The 22205-nt window shown below is 71.3% G+C and carries 13 protein-coding genes and 1 pseudogene; 5 read left to right on the top strand and 9 right to left on the bottom strand.

The window, feature by feature from the left end:
• Positions 1-80 precede the first annotated feature (80 nt).
• The 8 genes from ACFXKG_RS01650 to ACFXKG_RS01685 all read right to left on the bottom strand — a co-directional run bounded on the left by ACFXKG_RS01650 (position 81) and on the right by ACFXKG_RS01685 (position 14081).
• Positions 81-6605, bottom strand: a complete 6525-nt coding sequence (locus ACFXKG_RS01650) for an SDR family NAD(P)-dependent oxidoreductase (RefSeq protein WP_384830576.1) — start codon at positions 6603-6605, stop codon at positions 81-83.
• Positions 6602-7687: a ketoacyl-ACP synthase III family protein gene (locus ACFXKG_RS01655; protein WP_384830579.1), complete on the bottom strand. Its 1086-nt coding sequence runs from the start codon at positions 7685-7687 to the stop codon at positions 6602-6604. Before ACFXKG_RS01655 ends, ACFXKG_RS01650 begins: the two co-directional genes overlap by 4 nt.
• Positions 7688-7879: 192 nt before the next feature.
• Complete coding sequence (locus ACFXKG_RS01660) at positions 7880-9229, bottom strand: NAD(P)/FAD-dependent oxidoreductase (protein ID WP_365812674.1); 1350 nt, start codon at positions 9227-9229, stop codon at positions 7880-7882.
• Between the two features lie 72 nt (positions 9230-9301).
• Positions 9302-9580, bottom strand: a complete 279-nt coding sequence (locus ACFXKG_RS01665) for a phosphopantetheine-binding protein (protein WP_382895554.1) — start codon at positions 9578-9580, stop codon at positions 9302-9304.
• Complete coding sequence (locus ACFXKG_RS01670; protein WP_384830584.1) at positions 9577-10323, bottom strand: class I SAM-dependent methyltransferase; 747 nt, start codon at positions 10321-10323, stop codon at positions 9577-9579. Before ACFXKG_RS01670 ends, ACFXKG_RS01665 begins: the two co-directional genes overlap by 4 nt.
• Positions 10320-11819, bottom strand: coding sequence for an AMP-binding protein (locus ACFXKG_RS01675; protein ID WP_384830586.1), 1500 nt, complete (start codon positions 11817-11819; stop codon positions 10320-10322). Before ACFXKG_RS01675 ends, ACFXKG_RS01670 begins: the two co-directional genes overlap by 4 nt.
• Positions 11816-12946: an acyl-CoA dehydrogenase family protein gene (locus ACFXKG_RS01680; protein ID WP_384830589.1), complete on the bottom strand. Its 1131-nt coding sequence runs from the start codon at positions 12944-12946 to the stop codon at positions 11816-11818. The genes ACFXKG_RS01675 and ACFXKG_RS01680 overlap by 4 nt, the downstream gene beginning before the upstream one ends.
• Before the next feature lie 10 nt (positions 12947-12956).
• Positions 12957-14081: a ketoacyl-ACP synthase III family protein gene (locus ACFXKG_RS01685; protein ID WP_384830592.1), complete on the bottom strand. Its 1125-nt coding sequence runs from the start codon at positions 14079-14081 to the stop codon at positions 12957-12959.
• 559 nt (positions 14082-14640) lie between these two features.
• Here ACFXKG_RS01685 and ACFXKG_RS01690 point away from each other — a divergent pair.
• Both ACFXKG_RS01690 and ACFXKG_RS01695 read left to right on the top strand, forming a co-directional pair.
• The gene (locus ACFXKG_RS01690; protein WP_384830595.1) at positions 14641-15009 is read left to right on the top strand and encodes a Dabb family protein; all 369 of its coding nucleotides are present in this window, start codon (positions 14641-14643) and stop codon (positions 15007-15009) included.
• 114 nt (positions 15010-15123) lie between these two features.
• A complete protein-coding gene (locus ACFXKG_RS01695; protein WP_384830598.1) occupies positions 15124-15636 on the top strand; it encodes an RICIN domain-containing protein in 513 nt (170 codons plus the stop codon).
• Between the two features lie 195 nt (positions 15637-15831).
• Here ACFXKG_RS01695 and ACFXKG_RS01700 read toward each other — a convergent pair whose 3' ends face one another.
• Positions 15832-17334 carry a multicopper oxidase family protein gene (locus tag ACFXKG_RS01700; protein WP_384830601.1) on the bottom strand — a complete coding sequence of 501 codons (1503 nt, stop codon included), beginning with the start codon at positions 17332-17334 and terminating at the stop codon, positions 15832-15834.
• 320 nt (positions 17335-17654) lie between these two features.
• Between ACFXKG_RS01700 and ACFXKG_RS01705 the strand changes: the two genes are divergently transcribed.
• From ACFXKG_RS01705 to ACFXKG_RS01715, 3 genes and pseudogenes are all read left to right on the top strand, one after another.
• Entirely contained in the window at positions 17655-18833 is a 1179-nt protein-coding gene (locus tag ACFXKG_RS01705; RefSeq protein ID WP_384830604.1) for a cytochrome P450, read from the top strand.
• A gap of 42 nt (positions 18834-18875) precedes the next feature.
• Positions 18876-19607: pseudogene (locus ACFXKG_RS01710) on the top strand (amidohydrolase); the annotation flags it as partial.
• Between the two features lie 161 nt (positions 19608-19768).
• A complete protein-coding gene (locus tag ACFXKG_RS01715; RefSeq protein WP_384830607.1) occupies positions 19769-22147 on the top strand; it encodes an MMPL family transporter in 2379 nt (792 codons plus the stop codon).
• Positions 22148-22205 lie beyond the last annotated feature (58 nt).

The following is a 22205-nucleotide window of genomic DNA, read 5'->3' on the forward strand; positions in this document are numbered from 1 at the left end:
TCAGCTCAGGGTAGTTCCGTCGAGCGCCGACGGGGGCGGGCGCGGGCCGATTCGGCTGCCGCGCCCGGATTCTCCTGCGGTCACCCCACCGCTCTCCTCCCCTCCGGTCGGGCCGCGTCGAGCAGGTGGTCCGTCAGCTCACGCAGCGTGGCCCGGCTGAGGATCTTGCCGACCGGCAGCAGCACCCCGTGCGAGCGCTGCACCTCCTGCCGCAGCTGAGCCGCCATCAGCGAGTCGAGTCCCTGGCTGGTCAGATCCAGGTTCGGGTCGAGGTGCCCGGAGTCGACGCGCAGGATGGCGGCGACCCCGGCCCGGAACAGCTCCGCCCGGTCCGCGGGCGGTGCCGCCGTACCGGCCGTCCGATCCGCGCCCGTCGTCCGATCCGTACCGGCCGTCCGATCCGCACCCGTCCTGCGATCCGTAGCGGCCGTCCGATCCGCATCCGTCATTCGATCCGTATCGTCGGTCGACTCCCGCCCGATCCCCGCCCCGGCCCGCGCCGTCGTCGGAAGAGCGGGCGGGGCCGTGGTGACACGGGGCGTCGGTGTGTCGTCGACGACGTCCCGCAGGAACGGGGACGCGGCCGCTGCCGGGTACGCGGCCCGCCACTGTGCCCAGTCCACCGGCATGACGACGGTGTCCTCGGCGCCCGTGGCCAGCAGGTGGTCCAGCACCGCGAACCCGGCCTCGGCGGTGAACCCGGTCATGCCCCGCGGGATCAGGTTCCGGCCGAGTTCGGTACCCGCCCGCGCGGCCATGCCCCGGTCGGTCCAGAAGCCCCAGTTCACGGAGAGTGCCGCCCGGCCGCGGCTGCGGCGGCCGCGGGCGATCGCGTCGAGGCCCGCGTTGGCCGCGGCCGCCGCAGCGACGTGAGGCGAGGCCAGCAGGGCGTTCCCCGAGGAGAACAGGACGAACTGGTCGAGGTCGTCCCCGAAGAGACGGTCGAGGACGCGGGCCCCCTCGACCTTCGGCCTCAGTACGGCTTGCAGATCCCGCAGGGTGGTGTCGCCGATCGGCTTGTACAGGAACACTCCGGCGGTGTGGAAGACGCCCCGGACCGCCGGCCGGCCGGCGGCGCGGCGGTTCTCGACCAGTCGGCGCATCGACCGCTCGTCGGCCGCGTCCACGGGGGCGTACTGCACCTCGACGTCCTGGCCTCGTAGTTCCTCCAGCAGGCCGGCGATGTCACCCCCCGACGAGGACGCCGTGGTGGGCACCGAGCGGCCCGTGAGCAGCAGGTGCCGGGCGCCCCGCGCGACGAGCCGGCGGGCCAGTTCGGAGCCGATGCCGCCCGCGCCGCCGGTCACGAGATACGTGGCGTCCGGCCGCATCCGGGTCGGCTCGGGCGCCGCCGGGACCGCCGGGGCGGTGGTCCGCAGGTCGATGAGCACCCTGCCGATGTGCCGGGCCCCGAGCATGTCGTCGAACGCCGGGTCGACGGCGTCCAGCGGGTACACCTCGGCCGGCAACGGCGCGAGTTCGCCGGCCGCGATCAGGCGCAGCACGCGGCCGAGCAGCGCCCCGGCCCGCTCCGGGCGCTCGCGGCAGAAGGCGGCGATGTCGAGGACCTGGAAGGACCCGTTGCGCGGCAGGCCACCGGGACCGGCCGGGCGGCCGTCCGCCGGGTCCTGCTCGGCCAGTTCCACGTAGCGCCCGTACGGTGCGAGCATGCCGAGGTTCTGCTCGACGGCCGCCCCGGGCAGCGAGTTGAGGATGACGTCCATCCCGGTGCCCCGGGTCCCGGCCAGCAGCGGACCCGCGAAGTCGCCCCGGGAGTCGGCGACATGGGTGACGCCCATGGTGCGCAACAGGGCCCGCCGCCGCTCGCTGCCCGCGGTGGCGAAGATCTCGGCGCCGCACCGCCGGGCCACCTGGATCGCGGCGAGCCCTGTGCCGCCCGTGGCCGAGTGGATGAGGACTTTCTCCCCTGCGCGGAGCGCGGCCAGCTCCATCAGGCCGTACCAGGCGGTCAGATAGGGGATCGGCACGGTGGCGGCCTCGGCGAGACCGAGTCCGTCGGGCAGGCGGTGGGTCAGCCGGCGATCGGCGAGGACCCGTGTGGCCAGTCCCGGCCGGGCCACGGCGACCACGCGGTCGCCCACGGCCAGCCCCCGTACGTCGGTGCCGATGGCCGTCACCACGCCGGAGGTCTCCCGGCCCGGCCCGCCGTCGTCGTCCCGGTCCGGGCGGGCCCCGGCCGCTCGCCGCACGTCGCGGAACCCGACGCCGCCGTACGCCGAGGCGATCTGGACCTCGTCGGCGGCCGGCGGCCGCGCCGCGGCCACCGCGCGCACCGGGCCCGTGCCGCGGTCGCGGGCCGGCACGATCCCGGTGATGTCATCGGCACCGCTCGCCGGTGACGCGCGGCGCAGCCGCAGGACGTACCGCTCGCCCGCCCGCAGCGCGATCTGGTCCTCTCTCCCGTGGCCGGCATCCGCGCCCCCGCCGCTAGCCGCGATCTCCCGGGCCAGCGCCTCCGTCTGTTCCGTGCCACGGGCCGGGTCCAGATCGACGAGGGTGTGGCGTACGACGGACAGCTCGCTCGCCGCCGTACGCCCGAAGCCCCACACGGCGTACTGCTCCGGATCCGGTGCCCCGTCCGTCCTCACGACCGTGTCGGCGCCGCGGGTGACGAGCACGAGCCGGGGAAGCGCGCCGGCCCACCGCGTCGTGGCCAACGCCTGCTCCAGCAGCAGCGCGCTGCCGAGGCCCAGCGGCACCGCCCCCACCGGCCGGGCCGCGCGCATGCTCCACAGGTGCACCACGGCGGCGACGCCCCCGGGACGGTCACGGCCGGCCTCGTACAGCAGCCGGACGTAGTCGTCGCGACGGGACGGGTCGATGCGGTACAACCCGTCGCCGGTACGCTCGAACCGCTCCCCGGGCCGTACGGCGATCCGCGCGCCGTGCGCCGGGGCGAGCCGCGGCCCGAAGTCCTCGTCCTCGAACACCAGCCAGGCGCCGGCGGCCGGCTCCGGCAGTGCCCCGGGTACGGCGGCCGGCAGCCACCGCGGCCGGTAGAGCCAGTCGGCCGGCCGACCGGGCTTCTCCCGGCGCAGGAGCCAGCGGATCCGCAGGCCGCGGAACTCGGCCAGCAGCGTGCCCCGTTCGTCCCGGACGACGACGTCGCCGCTGAACGACTCGGCCGTCAGTTCGCGCCGCACCGCGTGGCTGTACAGGGTCCCGGTCAGCGGCCCGTACCGGCGGAACGCGTCGAGGGAACCCAGGACGAAGGCGTGCTGCTCGCCGGGTACGGCCGAGTCGTGCAGGGTGGCCGCGAGGATCTGTCCGCAGGCGTCGAGGACCGCCGGATGGACATGGTGCCGCTCGTAGCCGGGGAGACCGGCCGGGACGGCGATCTCGGCCAGCGCCTCGTCGTCGCCGCGCCACACCTGCCCGATGCCCCGGAAGACGCCGTGCCAGTCGTTGCCGCGGGCCGCGAACCGGCGGTAGAACTCGGCGCCGGTGAAGTGGTCGGGGACCCGTGCGGCGATCTGCCGGGGGGTGTCCTCGGGGAGTTCGAGCACGCGCGCGCCGGCCACTGCCTCTTCGACCCGGCCGTGCGCATGGCGGGTCCATTCGGTGCCCTCGGCGGTGGCGACGTCGAAGGCCCACCCCCGCCCGTCCGGCCGCAGCGTCACCCGCAGCGCCGGCGGATCGCCGACGGTGAGGAAGAGCGCCTTGTCGTAGTGGACGTGCCGCACGACGACCTCGGCGCCGACGGTCCGGGTGGCGGCGGCCACCGCCAGTTCCAGGTACGCCGTGCCGGGCAGGATGACCAGACCCTGCACCTGGTGGTCCAGGAGGTAACCGTTGCGCTCCAGGTCGACGGGCCCCTCCCAGCGGTGCGCGCCGTCGTCGAGGACGGTGTGCGCGCCGAGCAGCGGATGTCCGTCCGGGACGTCCGGAGCGGCGGGGGCAGCCGCCGTGGTCCCCGGGCCGGCCGTCCCGGAGACCGGCTCGAACCAGAACGCGGTGCGTTGCCAGGGATACGAGGGCAGTCCCACATAGGCGGCCGGACCGTCGAACAGCGCGTCGTACCGCACCGGGTATCCGGCCTGGTGCAGCATGCCGACAGAGGTCAGCAGCGTGGTCAGCTCGTCGGTGTCGCGCAGCAGCGACCGCACCACGAGGTCGCCGGTGCGCTCGGCGGGCAGGCACTCCTTCACCGCACCGCCGAGGATCGGGTGCGGGCTGATCTCGACGACGGCCGCCGCCTCGGAGCAGGTGGTCTCGGCGTCGACGGCCGCGTGGAAGCGGACCTCGTCGCGGAGGTTGCGCACCCAGTAGCCGGCGTCCAGCTCCGCACCGGTCAGCAGCTCCCCGGTCACCGTCGAGCGCAGCGGTACCCGTCCCTCGCGGGGCCGGACCGACTCCAGGGCGGCGCGCAGCGCGTCCAGCAGGGGGTCCACCTGACTGCTGTGCGAGGCCACGTCCACCTTGACGGTCCGGGTGAAGACGTCCCGCTCGGACAGTGCGGCCAGCACCTTCTCCACCGCCGGAGTACGGCCCGAGATGATGCTGCGCCGGGGCGCGTTGCTCACCGCGACGTCGACGTCCGGCACATCGGCGAGTTCCCGCCGCAGCTCGTCGGCGGGCAGATCGACCGCGGCCATGGACCCGGCGCCGGCGATCTCCCTGAGCAGCGCGCTGCGACGGCAGATCACCGCCGCGCCGTCGGCCAGGCTGAGCGCGCCCGCGGCGCAGGCGGCGGCGACCTCGCCCATGCTGTGACCGATCACGACGTCGGGGACGACGCCCCAGGACCGCCACAGCGCGGCCAGACCGACCTCGACCGCCCACAGCAGCGGTTGCACCACGTCGATCGGCCGGTCCGCCCCGTCGTCGGCGGTCAGTTGCTCGATCACCGACCAGCCGCGCTCGGCGCGGACGTGCCGGTCGCACTCCTCGACCGTCTCCCGGAAGACCGGCGAGGTACGCAGGAGCCGGCGTCCCATCCCGGACCACTGGGAGCCCTGCCCGGGGAACACGAAGACGGTCCGCCACCGCGCGCCCGGCCCGGCGGCGACGATCGGCCGGCCCTCGCGCAGTTGCCGGACGGCCTGGTCGTGCTCCGTGGCGAGTACGGTCATGCGGTGCCGGTCATGGGCGCCGCGGGTCAGCGTGCTGAAGCTGACGTCACGTAACGTGTGCCGGTGGCCCGCCCCGTCGGGTCCGAGGAAGTCCGCGTAGGAGGCGGCGAGTTCACGCAGCGCGGCGGGGGTCCGGGCGGACAGGGCGAGCAGGTACGGCCGCGGCTCGCCGGCCGGTGGTGGCACGGCCGCGGGCCGGTGCTCGCCGAGGACGACATGGGCGTTGGTGCCGGAGATGCCGAACGAGCTGACGGCGGCGTACCGCGGGGCGCCGTTCCGGCCCCACTCCCTGGCGGTCTGCGGGATCTCCAGGGCCATGCCGGCCCAGTCCACCGCGTCGGTCAGCCGGCCGCTGTGCAGACTGGGCGGGACGACGCCGTGCGCCACGCACAGCGCGGCCCTGATGAGTCCCGCGATGCCGGCGGCCGCCTCGGTGTGTCCGATGTTCGTCTTCACGGAGCCGACCAGCACGGGATCCGTGGCCGGGCGGTCGGCGCCGGTGCCGTACACCGCGTCCAGGCTGCGCAGTTCGATCGGGTCGCCGGTGGGTGTGCCGGTGCCGTGCGCCTCCACGAAGCCGACGTCCCGCGGGGCGATTCCGCCACGGGAGCAGGCGTGCCGCATCGCGTCGATCTGCGCGCTCCCCGACGGGGTCATCAGATATCCGCTGCTGCGGCCCTCGTTCTCGACCGCCGAACCGTGGATGACCGCGTGGATCCGGTCGCCGTCCGCCTCGGCCCGCGCCAGCGTCTTGAGGACGACGACGCCGACGCCGTCGCTGCGGACGAAGCCGTCGGCGCCGTCCGCGCCGAACTTGCACCGGCCGTCCGCGGACAACATGTCCGCCTGGGAGAACGTGATGCTCTCCTCCGGTGTGATCACCAGGTTGACCCCCGCGGCCAGGGCGAGGGTTGCCTCCCCGCCGCGCAGCGCGGCGCACGCCTGGTGCACCGCCACCAGCGAGGACGAGCAGGCGGTGTCGACCGAGGTGCTCGGGCCGCGCAGATCGAAGAAGAACGACAGCCGGCCGGACAGGACGCTGCGCGACGTGCCGGTGTTGGCGTAGATGTCCAGTGCCCCGGCGGCCCGCAGCAGGTCCCAGTATTCGGCGGTGCGCTGCCCGACGACGACGGCGGTCGGGCTCCCCGCGAGCCGTTCCGGCGTCAGGCCGGCGTCCCGCACGGCCGCGGCGGCGGTCTGCAGGAGCAGCCGCTGCTGCGGGTCCATGTGGCTCGCCTCGCGGCCGGAGATGCCGAAGTACTGGGCGTCGAAGCCCCGGATGTCGGGCAGGAAGCCGCCGCGGCGGCTGACGGTCCGTCCGGGGGTCCGCGGGCGGGGATCGTGGAACACGTCGACGGGGAAGCGGTCGGCCGGGACGTCCGACGTGGCGTCGACCCCGTCGAGCTGCATGCTCCAGAACGCCGCAACGTCGTGCGCGCCGGGGAACTCGCACGCCATGCCCACGATGGCGATCGGCTGCGGGGCGGCCGGGTCCTGCTGCTGCGCCGTCACGCGGCACCTCCTGTCGGCATCGTCGGCCCCGTCGGACTCCCACTCCAGGACGGCAGTGCGCAGAGGGTGAGGACCACCGCCACGGCCGACCAGCCCGGCGCGCCGCCGAACAGCAGGACATGGTCGCCGGCGTCGAGCCGGCCGGTGCGCAGCAGATGGTCGAGGGCGATGAACTGGTCGCTGGCCGAGGCGTGCCCGATCCCGCAGCCGAACTCCCACTGCGACCGGGACACGTCCAGCCCGAGCGGGTCCATGACACAGTTCCGGGTGGTCGCCTCGTCGCCGTTGGGCACCAGGACCCAGCGCAGGTCGGAGGGTTTGATCCCGGCCGTGTCCAGGGCGGCCAGTGCCGTGTCGGAACAGGCTTTCGCCAGGCCGTCGGCGACGCTCGTCCCGCCGATCTCACGCACCCGCTCGTTGAACTGCTGGGCGCGCTCCACGGTGTCGATCCGCCGGCCCGCCGATCCAGTGGGGGGAAACAGCGGTTCGTCGCCGCGCGCCATCGCCTCGAACTCCGGATAGACCCGGGAGACGACGGCGTCGACACGGGCGAAGCCACCGGTCGGGCTGATCACGACGGAGCTGGCCGCGTCGGCGGCGATCACGCCCATCGGCCCGCTGTCCCACCGGTTGATCAACGGCGAGTTGAAGTTGTCCGCCGTGGTCAGGAGGATGTCCGGTCGGCTGTCCGGCTGGTACGACAGCAGGCCGGCGGCCAGTTCCACACCGGTGAGCATACTGTTGCACCCGTTGCGGATCTCTGTGCCGCCGGCCCCCGTGATGCCCAGTTCCCGCATGATGTAGGCGGACGGTGACCACATCTCGGGCCCCTGGTAGAACGTCGAGCCGTGCAGCACCGTACCGATCGCGGCGGCCCCTCCCGGAGAGCGGCCGAGCGCGGTCCGCGCGGCGCGCACGGCCATGTCGGGCGGTGCCTCCGGCCCGGCGACCAGCACGCCGCGCAGACCGCTCTCGGCGAAGACCGTGGCGTCGTACAGGCCCGCGGCGACCGCCTCGGACGCCGCGTAGGGGGCGGGCAGCCAGCAGCCCAGGCCGGCGAGGAACACGTTGGCCGGCCTCATACCGACGTCCCGGTGACACGTATGGGCGGCACGCCCCGCGCGACGCGCGAGAGCCAGGGTCCGTACACGGCGATGCCTCACTTTCTTCTGCGAGTCGGACGGTTCTCCTCGGCGGCGAGAGTTCCGTCCCTGTCGACCGGAACCGCCCACGGCGCGGTCGGAACAATGCTCCGGACACCGCTCATGGCGCGGTCAGAACAACGCCCCGGAGCTGCGGGACACCTTCATCTTTCCCAGCAGGGGGTGCCAGAGGTGGCCGGGATCCGCCTCCACGGCGGCGACGAACTCGCGCATCGCCGTCAGCGCGACGGGCTCCTGCTCGTCGTAGACGTCGCCCTGCAGCAGTTTCAGGACGTCGATGCGGTAGCGGGGATCCTGGACGAAGGCAGTGAACAGGATGTTGAGGCGGTAGTAGAGGGAGATGAACTCGTACCAACTGGACACACCGCGCCGCAGCTTCGTCACGTAGTTCTCGAACCGTCCGGCCCTGAAATCACCGGCCTCGGCGGCGGCGATGATGTCGGCGCAGGCCAGCCGGGCGCTGTTCATGGCGACGCTGACACCGCTGGAGAAGATGGGATCGACGAACCGCGCGGCGTCGCCGATCATCACCATCGAGTCGTCGCACACCTTGCGCATGCCGTAGCTGTAGTCGCCCTCGGCCTTGAACGGACGCACCCGCGCGGTCTGCTTCAACGCGTCGTACAGCAGGGGCCTGCTGGCCACCGAGTCCCAGAAGAAGCCTTCGAGATCGTCCTTGCCCTCCCGGAACCGCGCCTTCTGGGTGACGACCCCGACCGATGTGATCGTGTCGGTGATGGGGATCTGCCACACCCAGGTGTCACTGAGCGGCAGGAAGTGGATGAAGATGTACTCGGCCTGGTTCTCGTCGTTCGCCAGGGCCTCCCGGTCGAGTCCTTCGAACCAGCTGTGCACGGCGTACTGGTTGAACACCGGATCGGCCACCTTGACCTTGAGCTGCCGTCCCAGGAGGGTGCCGCGCCCGCTGGCGTCGACGACCATCCGTACCGGCACCTCCGTGGTCGTCCCGCCCAGCCCGACCCGCAGCACGGGACGGGTGCTGTCGGCGAAGTCCACACCGCGCACCCGCACCCCGGAGAACACCTTCGCCCCCAGGCTCTCCGCGTGCTTGAGCAGGATGTGGTCGAACCGGCCGCGGTCGACGTGGAAGGTGTGGTCGCGGTCGACGCCGAGCTGATCGCGTTCGTTGAACAGCACGTCGGCGGCGCCCAGGCCGTGGTCGTGGACCTGGAAGCCGAGCGGGTCCACGTCGTCCGCGTTGGCCGACGTCCACGCGGCGCCGTACTTGCGCGGAAAGCCCGCCGCCTCGATCTTGTCCATGGCGCCGATCTCCAGCAGGACCGGCGTGGTCGCCGGCACCAGGGACTCGCCCACGTGCTCCCGGGGGAAGAATTCGCCTTCGAAGACCGCGACCGACAGACCGGCCTTGGCCAGGTAGGACGCGGCGGTGGAACCGGCCGGGCCGCCGCCGATGATGCCGATGTCGTAGGCGTACGTCATCTGTTCTCCTGTCAGGGCAAGACGTCGGAAAAGGTGTCGGAACAGGTGCCGGAGGGAGTGCCGGCGGGAGTGTCAGAGGGCGGCGGTCCGCGACCGGAGCAGCAGGATCAGGTCGGTGATCGTCTCCGGCGTGGCGAAGTGCTCACCGGTCATGTGTACGGGCGGAACACGCACGCCGTACGTGGTACGGATGTGCGCCAGCAGGCGTGCGGTGCGCACCGAGTCCAGCACCCCCAGTTCAAGCAGCCGGCTGTCGGCGGTGATCAGGTCGGACGGCAGGCCCGTCGCGAGTTCCTCTCGCACGTAGCGGAGCAGCAGGTCGAGCAGTGTCGTGCGGTCAAGGTCCGTCATGGTTGCGGTTCCTCCGGTTGTCGGAGCGGTGCCGACGCACGCGCCACGATGTATCTCGTCGGTAGCTCCAGCGGAAGCCCGCCGGAGGTGCGCTCGGTGGTGTGCAGGGCGATCTCGCCGTCGGTGACGACGTCGAATCCGTTTCCTTCGAACAGCAGCCGCAGGCGCCCTTCATGGGCGGGGGCGACCCGGGCGCCGAAGTCGAAATGGGCCGCCAGCCCGGCCGTCTTCGGCAGGTGGGCACCGCCGGCGAGCAGCTCGGCGACGTACCAGCCGGTGTGTTCGGTCAGTTCCTGGGCGAACAGGACCCCCGTGCCGCCGAGCAGGAGCCTGATCGTCGCCAGCATCCTCGTGCGGTCGTCCGGGGCGAGCTGGTGCAGCACACCGCGCAGGTAGACGTTGACGTCCCCGAACTCCGCGCGCAGCGCCCCCGCGGTGTCCCGGTCGAGGAGGTCGGCGCGGCGGTAGGAGACGTTGGGCGCCGCGTGCGACGCGGCGGCCAGTTCGACCGCGGCCTCGGCGATGTCCAGTCCGACGACCCGTCCGAAGTGGCGCCCCAGCCACCGCGTCTGCCGTCCGCTGCCGCACCCGATGTCGATCAGGGGCAGCGTCGGGTCGGCATGGCCGCGGAACAGCGGCAGATGCCGTGCCGCGGTCAGCCGGGGCGACGAGTCCCACAGGGCGGCGCCGGGCTCGGCCGGCAGCGTCGACCAGAAGGCGTCCCAGGCCGCGTCGCCCGTCATACGCCCGCTCCCCGCGCCACCAGGCGGCCGAGCGCCGCCCGGTCGACCTTCCCGTTCGCGGTGCGGGGAAAGCCGCCGACCGTGTGCAGCGCGTCGATGGCCATGTACGGCGGCAGGAGGTGTGTGCAGTGCCGTCGCAGCTCCGCGAACCCGGGCGCACAGCCGGTCTCGGGGACGACGAAGGCGTGCAGCCGGGCGTCGAGACCGGCGCCCACGACGACCACCACCGCGTCGCGTACCGACGCGTGCGCGACGAGTGCGCCGCTCACCTCGGCCGGCTCGATCCGGTGGCCGCGGACCTTCGCCATGTCGTCGACGCGCCCCCGGTACTCCAGCAGACCGTCGGCGTCGTACCGGCCGAGATCACCGGTACGGTACGGGCCGGCCTGGGGCGCCGCGCCCCAGTAGCCGAGCATGACGGTCGGGCCGCTGACCACGATCTCGCCGTCGTCCAGCGCGACCCTGTCCCCGGCGGCGGGGGAGCCGATCGGGATGGCCGAGGTGCGCGCCAGGTCGGCCGCCGTCACCTCGTAGGAGGTGCACACGTTGGTCTCCGTCGGGCCGTACCAGTTGAGCATGCGCACGCCGGGCCAGCCGCGGCGCAGGTCCTTCAGCGGCTTCAGCGGAAACCGCTCGCCGGCGAAGACACACGCGCGCAGCGCGCCTGGTCCGCGCTCCAGCAACTCGCCGTACTCGGCCATGAGCACCAGGACGGACGGCACCGAGTACCAGACGGTGATCCGCCGTTCCAGCAGGAAGTCGACCAGCGGTTCGGCGGCCTGACCGAGGGTCTCGCCGACGAGGTGGACCGAGGCACCGGCCCGGAAGGCTCCGTAGAGGTCGAAGACGGACAGGTCGAAGCCGAACGCGGCGTGGTTGGCGAGCCGGTCGGCCGCGGTGAGGTCCAGCTCCCGGCAGGCCCAGTCGACGAAGGCGAGCGCGTTCCCGTGGCTGAGGCAGACTCCCTTCGGCGCCCCCGTCGACCCCGAGGTGTAGAGGATGTACGCCGGGTCGTCCGGCCGGACCGGATGGTGGGCGGCGTCCGAGCGGTGGGTGCCGCCCGAGCGGTGGGCCGCCTCCTGGAAGAGAGCCGCGCAGGGTACGGAGTCGATGCCGTGGACGCGGTCGGTGTGGTCCGTGACGATCAGCGCCGGGCGGGCGTCCGCGGCGATCCGGGCGACCCGTCCGGCGGGGTTGCTCCTCGGGACGGGAACGTGGACCGCGCCGCACCGTAACACCGCCTGTGCGACGGCCACCGCTTCGGCCGTCTTGTCCGTCCACACCAGGACGCGGTCGCCCGGCCGTACGCCGCGACCGCGCAGCGCGGCGAGATACGTGTCCGCGCGCCGGTCCAGCTCGCCGTAGCCGAGGCCGGTGGTGTGGTCGTGGACCGCGAGCGCGTCCGGCGTCCGGGCGGCCGCGTCGACCACCGGGCTGTAGAGGCTCACCGCCCTGTCGCCGTTGAGGCTCCCAGCTCCGTCGCCGTAGCGGCTCACAGCCCCATCTCCCGGGCGATCAGCTGCCGTTGGATGTCCGACGTGCCGGAGAAGGTGGTGGCGGGAGCGGCGTCGCGCACCTGTTCCTCGATCCCGTACTCCGTGAGGAAGGCGCGGCCCCCGAAGATCCGGGCGGCGTCGAGCGAGGTGGCGACCGCGGCCTCGGACACGGCCAGTTTCGCCAGGGCGACCCACAGGGAGGGGTCCTGGCCGTCGTCGATCTCGGTACAGGCCCGGTAGAGCAGGAGCCGGCCGCTCTCCAGCCGCAGCCGCATGTCGGCCAGCCGGTCCGCGACCGGCTGGACGTCCGCGAGCCGCTTACCGGCCTGCCGCCGCTCCCGTACATGGTGGACGCATCGCCGGATGAGGCGTTCCTGCTGGCCCAGATAGATCGCGAACAGGCAGGAGCGCTCCCACCACATCGATGTCTGGAACACCGGCTGTCCCTGGCCGGGGCTGCCCAGCACCCGGTCGTCCGGCACGAAACACCGGGTGAACCGAACCTCGCCGGCCTGGCAGGCGGTCAGGCCGGACTTGGGCATCGGTTCTCCCGCGACCAGCCCGGGGGAGTCGCGGTCCACGGCGAACGCGGTGGAACCGAAGTAACCGCCGTCCGGATCGGTTGTCGCATAGGTGACATAGAGATCGGCGACCGGGCCGTTGCTGACGAAGCTCTTGACCCCGTCGAGGAGATATCCGCCGTCGACCCTGGTGGCCGTGGTCGCCAGCCGGGAGAGGTCCGATCCCGCGTCGGGCTCCGTCATGGCGTTTCCCGCTATCAGTTCACCTGAACACAGGGCGGGCAGCAGGGACTTGCGCGTCCGGGGCCGCGCGAACTCCAGCACCGGCAGGACGCAGGCGAAGAGATGGGCCGCCGCGGCGAAGAGCACTCCGGTGTCCGCGCCGCCGTCGCTCGCCCCCTCGTACAGGAGGGCCGTGTCGAGAGCTCCGAAGCCCGCACCGCCGTGCTCCTCCGGAACGGCGGCGCCCAATAATCCGAGGCCGGCCAGTTTCCTCCAGGCGTCCTCGCGGAATCCGGCGGTGGAAGACGGCGAAGGAAGGTCTCGCGCGGCTGTCCGCATGCGCGCGTACCGCTCCTGCTGTTCGGCACTCAGGCGGAAATCCATGAGACCCCTTTCAGGCAGCGGTGACCGGACGGCCGGAGGACCAGTGCGGAGTTTCGATGATCTCGATCACGGCGCAGGCGATATTCAGTCCGGGCCCCACGCCGAGCATCAGGAAATGGTCCCCGCGTCGCAGCTCACCGGAGAGGAGAAGCTGTTCGAGCGCCACCATCTGGTCACTGGCGCCGATATGGCCGACGGTACGGCCCTGTTCCCACGTCGAAAGGGACATCGGCAGACCCAGCGGTATCATCGCGCGGCCTTCGACGCGTTCCCGTGACCCGTTGGCATAGGCGACGCGAGAGATGTCGTCCATCGTGATGCCGGCTTCGTCGAGTGTGCGGCTGATGAGTTCGTCCTGCGCCGCCACGAGTTTCAGCGGGCCGGCCGGGTCCCGGTCCGGGCCGTCCAGCCAGCGGTGCTTGGAATCGCCGTAGTCGAGCTTGCCCGGCAGGCCGGCTCCGGGCGGGAACAGGGGCTCGGGACCGCGGTGCATGGCCTCGTACTCGGGGAGGGTGATCGCGTTGATCGACCTGAGCCGGGCGAAACCTGTCCGCCGGCTCAGGACGACGGCGGAGCCCGCGTCACCCATGACGAAATGCGGACTGAATCGCCAGCGTTCCAGCAGGTCCGAGGTGAAGTTGTCCCCGGAGGTGACGAGGGCGGCCTCGTGCTCGGCCGAGGCCATGAGATGCGCCGCCGCGAGTTCCAGGGCGGAGAACATGCCCATGCAGCCCTGCCTGACCTCGGCCGCGGTGGCCTGCCCCGCGCCCGTGTGCCGCTGCACGTAGTACTGCGGACACCAGCCGTGGGGGCCTTGGTACCAGACGCTGACGTAGAGCAACAAGCTGAGCGACGAGGGATGCCGACCGGCCCGTTCGAGCGCCTGCCGGCATGCCCGCACCGCCATTTCGGGGGCGGGTATATCGCCCGCGACCGCGACACTGGTGATTCCGTACTCTTCTGCGGCGCTCCGGTCGATCAGCCCCCGTTCGACAGCCCATCCGATGGGAACGCGCTCGGGAAGAAAGGCTCCCAGACCGCTGATCAACACATCACGTGTTTTCATGGCCCACCCCGGATTCTCTCGGTCGCGTAGCGTGAAGAATGAGTCAGAAAATGGCTGCGCGTGCGCCATTACCGGTAGAGCCACCCTGCGTCCGTCTCTCCCTGACAACGTTGTCTGGCAGGAGAGGGCGTCAGGGGGCATTTCTTTTGGCCCCGGCCGTGAAACTTGTGGGGGGCGGAGAGGAATGGAAAAAGAGTTGCGCGAAAGCGTCGGCAGTGTCGGCTTATTCCGGAACGCCAGTTCTGTCGGTCTTTTGATACGCGCGCCGTGCCGTCCGAAGGAAGTGTGCAGCTCTTTGGTGCACCGACTCGCTCATGCGCCGACCCTTGAAATCCGTCATGTTCCGACGGGGGTGAGATTCCCTGAGTAAGGGTGCACTCCGTTTCGGTGTGCGTCAAGACGCCGGCGACCCATATGGATAGATAGGGGGACAAGGGACGACATCGAACGGAAGTGGATCTCGGGTGCCGGACACCGCGTCGGCTCGGAGCCCCAGGCGTCGTCGAATAGGCAACTCATGCCGATATGGCGAGGTACCCGACCGGTTCATAGTCGGCTCATGACCTCGAAGGCGAAAGGGTCGTCGCCGGCCGGCGACGGCGTTTCACCACCCGCGAAGGGGAGCACGATGATCTACCACAGTGTCCGGCTGAAGGCCAAGGCGGGCGTGACGCAGGAGCAGATCGACGAGGCTCTGGAGAGCATGCGCGACCAGGGCCGGGTCATCCCTGCGGTGAAGTCGTTCGTCGTCGGCCGCGAATTCGGAGGCGACTACGACTGCGGCGGCGTGTTCGTCATCGAGGACCTCGACGGCTACTGGGAGTACCTGACGCATCCGGCGCACGCGCACGCCGACCGGATCGGTATACCTCTGGTGGAGAAGTACGACTGGTACGACACCGTTGATGATCACGACCCGCAGATGGGGGCGAAGATCGCCGATCTGCAACGGCGTTGGTCCGAAACCGCCCCCGCACCGGTGAGCGAGCAGCCGTAGCACTCTGCTGCGCACAAAGGGAGGTTGGAGTGAGCAACCTTTGCCCTCGCAGCCGCATCATCACTGAACGGCACCTGTCCAGGTGGCACAGAACAGAAAGGCACAGCACGTCACATGTCGAGAAAGAGCACCGTCAAGCAGGTTCTGGCGACGGCCGCAGCGTCGGCCGCCCTTGTCCTGGCAGTCCCGGCGACCGCCGACGCGGCCGCCCCACTCTCGCTGCTGAACCAGAGCACCGGGCAGTGCCTGGCCGTACCCGGTGGCAGCAAGGCCAACGGCACCCAGTTGATCCAGTGGCCCTGCGGGAGCACCAACACCAGTGATCAGGGCTGGGATCCCGAGTTCGTCGGCAATCAGGTCAGACTGAAGAACCGGCACAGCGGTAAGTGCCTCGCCATCCCCGGGGGGAACTCGGCCAACGGCGTGGTGGCCATTCAGTGGTCCTGCGGCAACGGCAGGGAACAGCTCTGGACTCTGGACGGGAATCCGGTCGGCAGGGACGCCAGCTACCAGAACGCCGCCACCGGCAAGTGCCTGAGCGTACCCGGTGGCACCACCCAGTCCGGCACCAAAGTCATTCAGTGGGACTGCAATCGCGCGTCGGACCAGCGGTGGGAAGCCTGGTGACAAGGCCACGCCGCCCCGAGGTCGTCCGACACCCGACGGTGAACGAGGACCGGCGCCGGGCACGTAGTACGGCGTAGGGGAGCTCTTCAGGGCGGGCGCGTACGGGAAGGAACAGTCGTCCACCGTACGCGTCCGTCGATCCCGGGACTACGCCGAGCTGTGGGCACCCCTCACCACGCTCGGGCGTGCGGGTGTTCAGGAGCTGTGGTGTGTCCGCGGCACGGCGCCGACCTTCTCGCCTTCGCCCAGGACGACGAACTGGCCCATCATTCCGTTGTCCTCGTGCTGCAGCAGGTGGCAGTGGTACATGTACGGCGTGTTCGGGTCGGTGTGGCCGTGGAAGCGCATCGCCAGCCGGTAGTGCTTTCCCTGCGTCAGCAGGACGGTGTCCTTCCAGCCGCGCAGGTGTGGCTCCGGCTTCCCGCCGTCGACCGTCAGCACCTGGAACTGCACGTCGTGGACGTGGAAGTTGTGCAGGAAACCGTTGTCGTTGACCACGTCCCACACCTCGACGGTGCCTTCGCGGACACCGAAGTCGATGCGGTCCATCGCCATCGAACGGCCGTTGATCTGGTCCGACGCGAGCACGAAGGAGCGTTTCCGCGCGACCTGTTCGCCGGCGAGGTCCGGTGCGGCACCGAGCGCGGCAGGGATTTCCGCGCCGTCGGACAGGGTGGCCGCGGCCCGGAACCGGCAGATGTCGAGACGGTCGTCGAAGCCGTCCACCCGGCCCAGCGTGCCGCCGTACGCGGACGGGTAGGAGCGCAGTTCGACCCGCTCACCCGGCGTGAACGCCACCACGATCTCGGCGCGTTCACCCGGCGAGAGGTACAGGCGCTCGGTGCTCCACGGTGCGGCGAGCAGGCCGCCGTCGGTGGCGACGAGCGAGAAGGGCCGGTCGTCGGAGAACCCGAAGTGGTACAGGCGTGCGTTGGAGGCATTGAGCAGCCGCAGCCGTACGAGCCCGGTCGTGACGTCGACGTAGGGACCGATCGTGCCGTTGACGAGCACCTCGTCACCGACTATGCCCAGTGTGCCGCCCAGCGGCACCCGCTTCTCGAACTGGTTGTCCCCGTCGAACGCGCGGTCCTGGACGATCATCGGGATGTCGTCGACGCCGTACTCCGACGGCAGCTTCGACGCCTCGGAGCCCTCGTCGTCGACGATGAACAGCCCGCTGAGGCCCCGGTACAGGTGGTCGGCGGTCGAGCCGTGTACGTGCGGGTGGTACCAGAGCGTCGCGGCGGGCTGGTCGATCAGCCACCGCGGTCGCCAGGTCCCTCCGGCCGGGACGACCTGGTGCGGTCCTCCGTCCATGGCCGCGGGCAGGCGCATCCCGTGCCAGTGGAGCGAGGTGTCCTGATCCAGGCCGTTGCGCACCACGAACTCGACCTGCTCGCCGCGCCGCGCGCGGATCGTCGGACCGAGGTACGTACCGTTCACACCCCAGGTGCGGGTGGTGGACCCGGCCTTGAACCGGGTCCTGCCCGATTGGATGCCGAGCGTGAACACCCGGGTACCCGGCGTGCGGGCCTCCGACTCGGCCAGCGGCGGGATCGGCAGGGCCCGGTCGAAGGCGACCTTGCCGACCGTGTCCTGCTTCGCGGCGGCGTAGTAGACGCCGTAACCACCGCCGGTGAGGACAACCGCGCCCCCGATGCCGAGTCCGAGGGCCTTCAGCGCTGTGCGTCGTTTCATGCGGACACCGTCCCGCGCCGGAGAGCGACTTCGCGTCGGTGTGAATTACCTAGACCGGGTGTGCCGCCGATGGCTCCGCCGACGATTCGGCCGGCGGTCGTGCACGGGACGGACAGGATCGTCGAGACGTAGGCACTTCTTGCCGACGCGAAGGATCCCGGCGTCGCGGGAGAGTCTTCCCAGGGCCCTTCCGAAGGACAGTTCTCGACCTTACTTTCGTATGTTCCTGAGGAGCCCGTCGGCTAATCGCGCCTCCTGCCGCGCGGCACCGGTTAGGTTGTCCGTCGCGGTGTTCGCTCCACATGTCTCCTGGAGAACTGTTGTCCCAGATACCTGTCAGCGACGTCGATCTCTACACCGAATCGGCGCGCATCGACCCGTACGACATCTATGCCGAGCTTCGGGCTCTCGGGCCGGTGGTGTACCTGTCCCGCTACGACCTCTACGCGTTGCCCCGTTACGACGAGGTGCGGGCGGCACTGATGGACTGGCAGACGTTCTCGTCGGCCCGGGGCGTGTTCGTGGATCCGGCCGTGAACGCCCAGTTGGAGGGGATCACGCTGTGCAGCGATCCGCCCGAGCACACGGCGATGCGCTCGGTGCTGGGGCGGCCGCTGCGGCCGGAGCGGATGCGCGAGGTGACTCCGCGGATCGAGGCCGAGGCCGACCGCGTCGTCGAACGGGTCGTCGGCCAGGGCCGGTTCGAGGTCGTCACCGAACTGGCGGAGTACCTTCCCATGACCGTGGTGTCGGACCTGGTCGGACTGCCCGATCACGGACGGGAGAAGATGCTGGAGTGGGCCGCGGCCATCTGGAACACCCAGGGACCGGCCGACGACCGGGCAGCCGCGGCGGGGCCGGCCGTCGAGGAGTTCATGGCATTCGCCATGCAGGACGCCGTACCCGGAAAGATCGACCCCGACGGCTGGGCGGCGCAGCTCTACCAGGCCGCCGACCGGGGTGAGATCCCGCGCGACAAGTGCCCGGTGATGATGCTCGACTACGTCACTCCCAGCCTGGACACGACCATCCTCGCGATCGCCAACACCGTCGCGCTGTTCGCCCAGAACCCGGACCAGTGGGATCTGCTGCGCAAGGACCGCTCGTTGATTCCGCACGCGATCAACGAGTCGCTGCGCCTGGAGACCCCGGTGCCCCAGTTCAGCCGGGTGCTCACCGAGGACCACGAGATCGGCGGAGTTCCGCTGGCCGCCGGCTCACGGGTCGCGCTGCTCTACGCCTCCGCCAACCGCGACGAGCGCCATTACCCGGACCCGACGCGCTTCGACATCACCCGTCGCCCTTCGGACCACCTTGCCTTCGGGCGGGGCGAGCACGTGTGTGTCGGGATGCACCTCGCCAGGCTGGAAATGAGCGCGTTGCTGGAAAGGCTCGCTGACCGGGTCGCCTGCTTCGAGATCCTCGAACGCCGGCCGATGATCAACAACGGGTTGCGCGGTCTCGACCACCTGGACGTGGCGATCGAAGCGGCGGCCTGACGCACGCGGTCACCGCACCCCGCGGAGAAATCCGGTCGTGGGGGAGGGGAGCGTGCCAGGACCGCCGCACTCGGCGACCCGTACGAAGGGCTCGACCACGCGGGCCAGTTGCAGGACGACCCCGATGTGCTCGTGGACACGATCGTGGACGGTCACCGCGCCGGCTGGCAGCTCGCCGTCCACGCGATCGGCGACCGCGCGGCCGACCTCGCTCTGGACGCGCTGGAGCGCGCCCAGCGCGACCGGCCGCGCCCCGGTGCCCGGCACCGCATCGAGCACGCCGGCCTGATCCGCCCCGACCAGCTCCCGCGCTTCGCCCGACTCGGCGTCAGCGCGGTCGTCCAGCCCCATTTCCTGCGCTCCTTCGGCGACGACTACGCGGCGATCATGGGCAAGCGACGGGCCCCGTGGCTCTACCGCGGCAGGGCGTTCCTCGCCCACGGCATCCCCCTCGTCGGCAGTTCCGACCGCCCCGTCGCCGACGGGTCCCCGCTGCGGGCCGTTCAGTTCATGGTCGAGCGTGCCTCCGACTCCGGCCAAGTGATCGGCCCGGACGAGGGCATCACCATTGACGAGGCCCTGCGCGCCTACACCGTCACCGGCGCCTGGGCCTGCCACTGGGAGGACACCCTGGGCAGCCTCACCCCGGGCAAGCGCGCCGACCTGGTCGTGCTCGGCGACGACCCCCGGCGCGTCGACCCGTCGCGCATCGGGGACATCGAGGTGGCGGCGACCTACGTGGACGGCGGCGAAGCGGGAACGCGGGCGCCGTGATCCGGACGCCGGTGTGACGGACCGGCGCGGATGTACTGCGGTTTCAGTAGCGGCTGCTGCGGTTTCGGTAGACGCGACTGCCAGCAGCCGCACGACGCCCCGGCACCCCCTGCCGAGGCAGCCTGGTCGGGTCCGTGAGATCCGACGTGAGGTTCCTTGCCGTGGCTACTTTTCTCTATCGACTGGGCCGTCTGGCCTTCAGGCGGCGCTGGTACGTCGCCGTGTTGTGGGCGGGTGTGCTGGCCTGTCTCGGGCTGAGCGCGCTCCGGGCGCCGGGAGCCACCGACTCCGGGTTCTCGATGCCGGGGATCGAGTCCCAGAAGGCGTTCGACCTGATGGGCGAGCGCTTCCCCGGGGCTGCCGCCGACGGCGCGACCGCCCGGGTGGTCTTCGTCGCCCCCGACGGGCAGAAGGTCACCGCGGCCGAGAACAAGAAGGTCGTCGAGGGGGCGGTGGAGGAACTGGGCGGCGGCTCGCAGGTCGCCGCCGTCGCCGATCCCTTCACCTCGAAGGCGGTCAGCGAGGACGGCTCGACGGCGTACGCGACCGTCACGTACAGGGTGACGGCCGACGACCTCACCGACGCGAGCCGGACGGCGCTGGAGAAGGCCGTGGACGGGGCGCGTGAGTCGGGCCTGACCATGGAGGCCGGTGGTTCCGCGACGGACAGCGGCGGCGGTCCCGGTGGTGTGGCCGAGATCATCGGTATATCGGTGGCCGCGGTCGTGCTGCTGGTCACCTTCGGTTCGCTGGTCGCCGCCGGGCTGCCGCTGCTGACCGCGATCCTCGGTGTCGCCATCACCATGTTCACGATCACCACCTTGGCCGCCGCCTTCGGTCTGTCCACGAGCACCGGCACCCTGGCGATGATGCTGGGGCTGGCCGTCGGCATCGACTACGCGCTGTTCGTCGTCTCCCGCTACCGCGAGGAACGCGCCGAGGGACACGCCCCGGAGGAGGCGGCCGGTCTGGCCGTGGGCACCGCCGGGTCCGCGGTCGTCTTCGCCGGCCTCACCGTCGTCATCGCGCTCGCCGGTCTGGCGGTGGTCGGCGTTCCGATGCTGACCAAGATGGGCCTGGCCGCCAGCGGCGCGGTCGTCGTCGCCGTACTCATCGCGCTGACCATGGTCCCGGCCTTCCTCGGCTTCTGGCCCGGCGCGGTACTGTCCGGCGCCGCGCGCAAGCAGGGCAAGCAGGGCAAGCAGGGAGAGCAAGGCGAGCAGAGCAGGCAGGGTGAGCAAGGTAAGACGGGCACGCCGGGCGCGAAGGCCGCCCGGACCGGTGGGAAGCCCCGGTGGAGCGGGAAGCCGCGGACCGCACGGACCGCACGGACCGCGTCACGGAACCCGGAGACCGGGCCGGCGGCCCAGGACGCCCAGGACAACCTGGGCACCCGCTGGGCCCGCTTCGTCTGGCGCCGCCCCGTTCCCGTACTGATTCTCGGCGTGCTGGGCCTCGGCGCCCTCGCCGTGCCGATGACGTCCCTGCAACTGGGCATGCCCGGCGACGAGGCCAAGCCCACCTCCACCAGCGAGCGCCGCGCCTACGACGACCTCGCCCGGGGCTTCGGGCCCGGTTTCAACGGTCCGCTGACCATTGTCGTGGACGCGCGGGGCGCCGACGCGAAGGCGGCCGTGACGACGATCGCCGAGAAGATCGGCGGTACGAAGGGCGTGGTCTCCGTCGCGCCGCCCTACTTCAACAAGGCCGCGGACACCGCGGTGTTCATGGCGACGCCGTCCACCAGCCCCACCGACGAGAGGACCAAGACCCTCGTCAAGACCATCCGGGACGAGCGGCCGGCCGTCGAGTCCGCCACCGGAGCCTCCTTCGAGGTCACCGGCACCACGGCGCTCAACATCGACATCGCCGACAAGGTCCAGGCCGCCCTGTTCCCCTACCTGGCGACCATCGTGGGCCTCGCCGTCATCCTGCTGCTGGTCGTCTTCCGGTCCGTGCTCGTCCCGCTCAAGGCGGCCCTGGGCTTCCTGCTGTCGGTGCTCGCGGCCCTCGGCGCGGTCGTCGTGGTCTTCCAGCAGGGACATGGAGCCGGTGTGTTCGGAGTGGAGCAGACCGGACCGATCATGAGCCTGATGCCGATCTTCCTGGTGGGCATCGTCTTCGGCCTCGCCATGGACTACGAGGTGTTCCTCGTCTCCCGTATGCGGGAGGCTCATGTCCACGGGGAAACGGCCGAACAGTCGGTGATCTCCGGCTTCCGGCACAGCGCCCGGGTCGTGGTCGCGGCCGCGCTGATCATGATCGCGGTCTTCGCGGGCTTCATCGGCGAGAGCGACTCCATGATCAAGATGATCGGCTTCGGACTCGCCGCGGCCGTGCTCCTCGACGCCTTCGTCGTCCGCATGGCCCTGGTCCCCGCCGTCCTCTCCCTGCTGGGCGACCGGGCCTGGTGGCTGCCGCGCCGGCTCGACCGGATCCTGCCGCATGTCGATGTCGAGGGCGAGGCGCTCAGTCACCGGTCGGCCGCCGCCATGCTACCCGACCAGGCCCGGGAGGAACCGGTCCCGGCACGTCTCTGACCAGCCCGTCCCACCGGCCGGGGCCGCCCGAGATCCGCCCGGGCGGCCTCAGCCGGAA

This window comes from Streptomyces sp. NPDC059255 (assembly GCF_042752355.1).
Classification (GTDB): Bacteria; Actinomycetota; Actinomycetes; order Streptomycetales; family Streptomycetaceae; genus Streptomyces.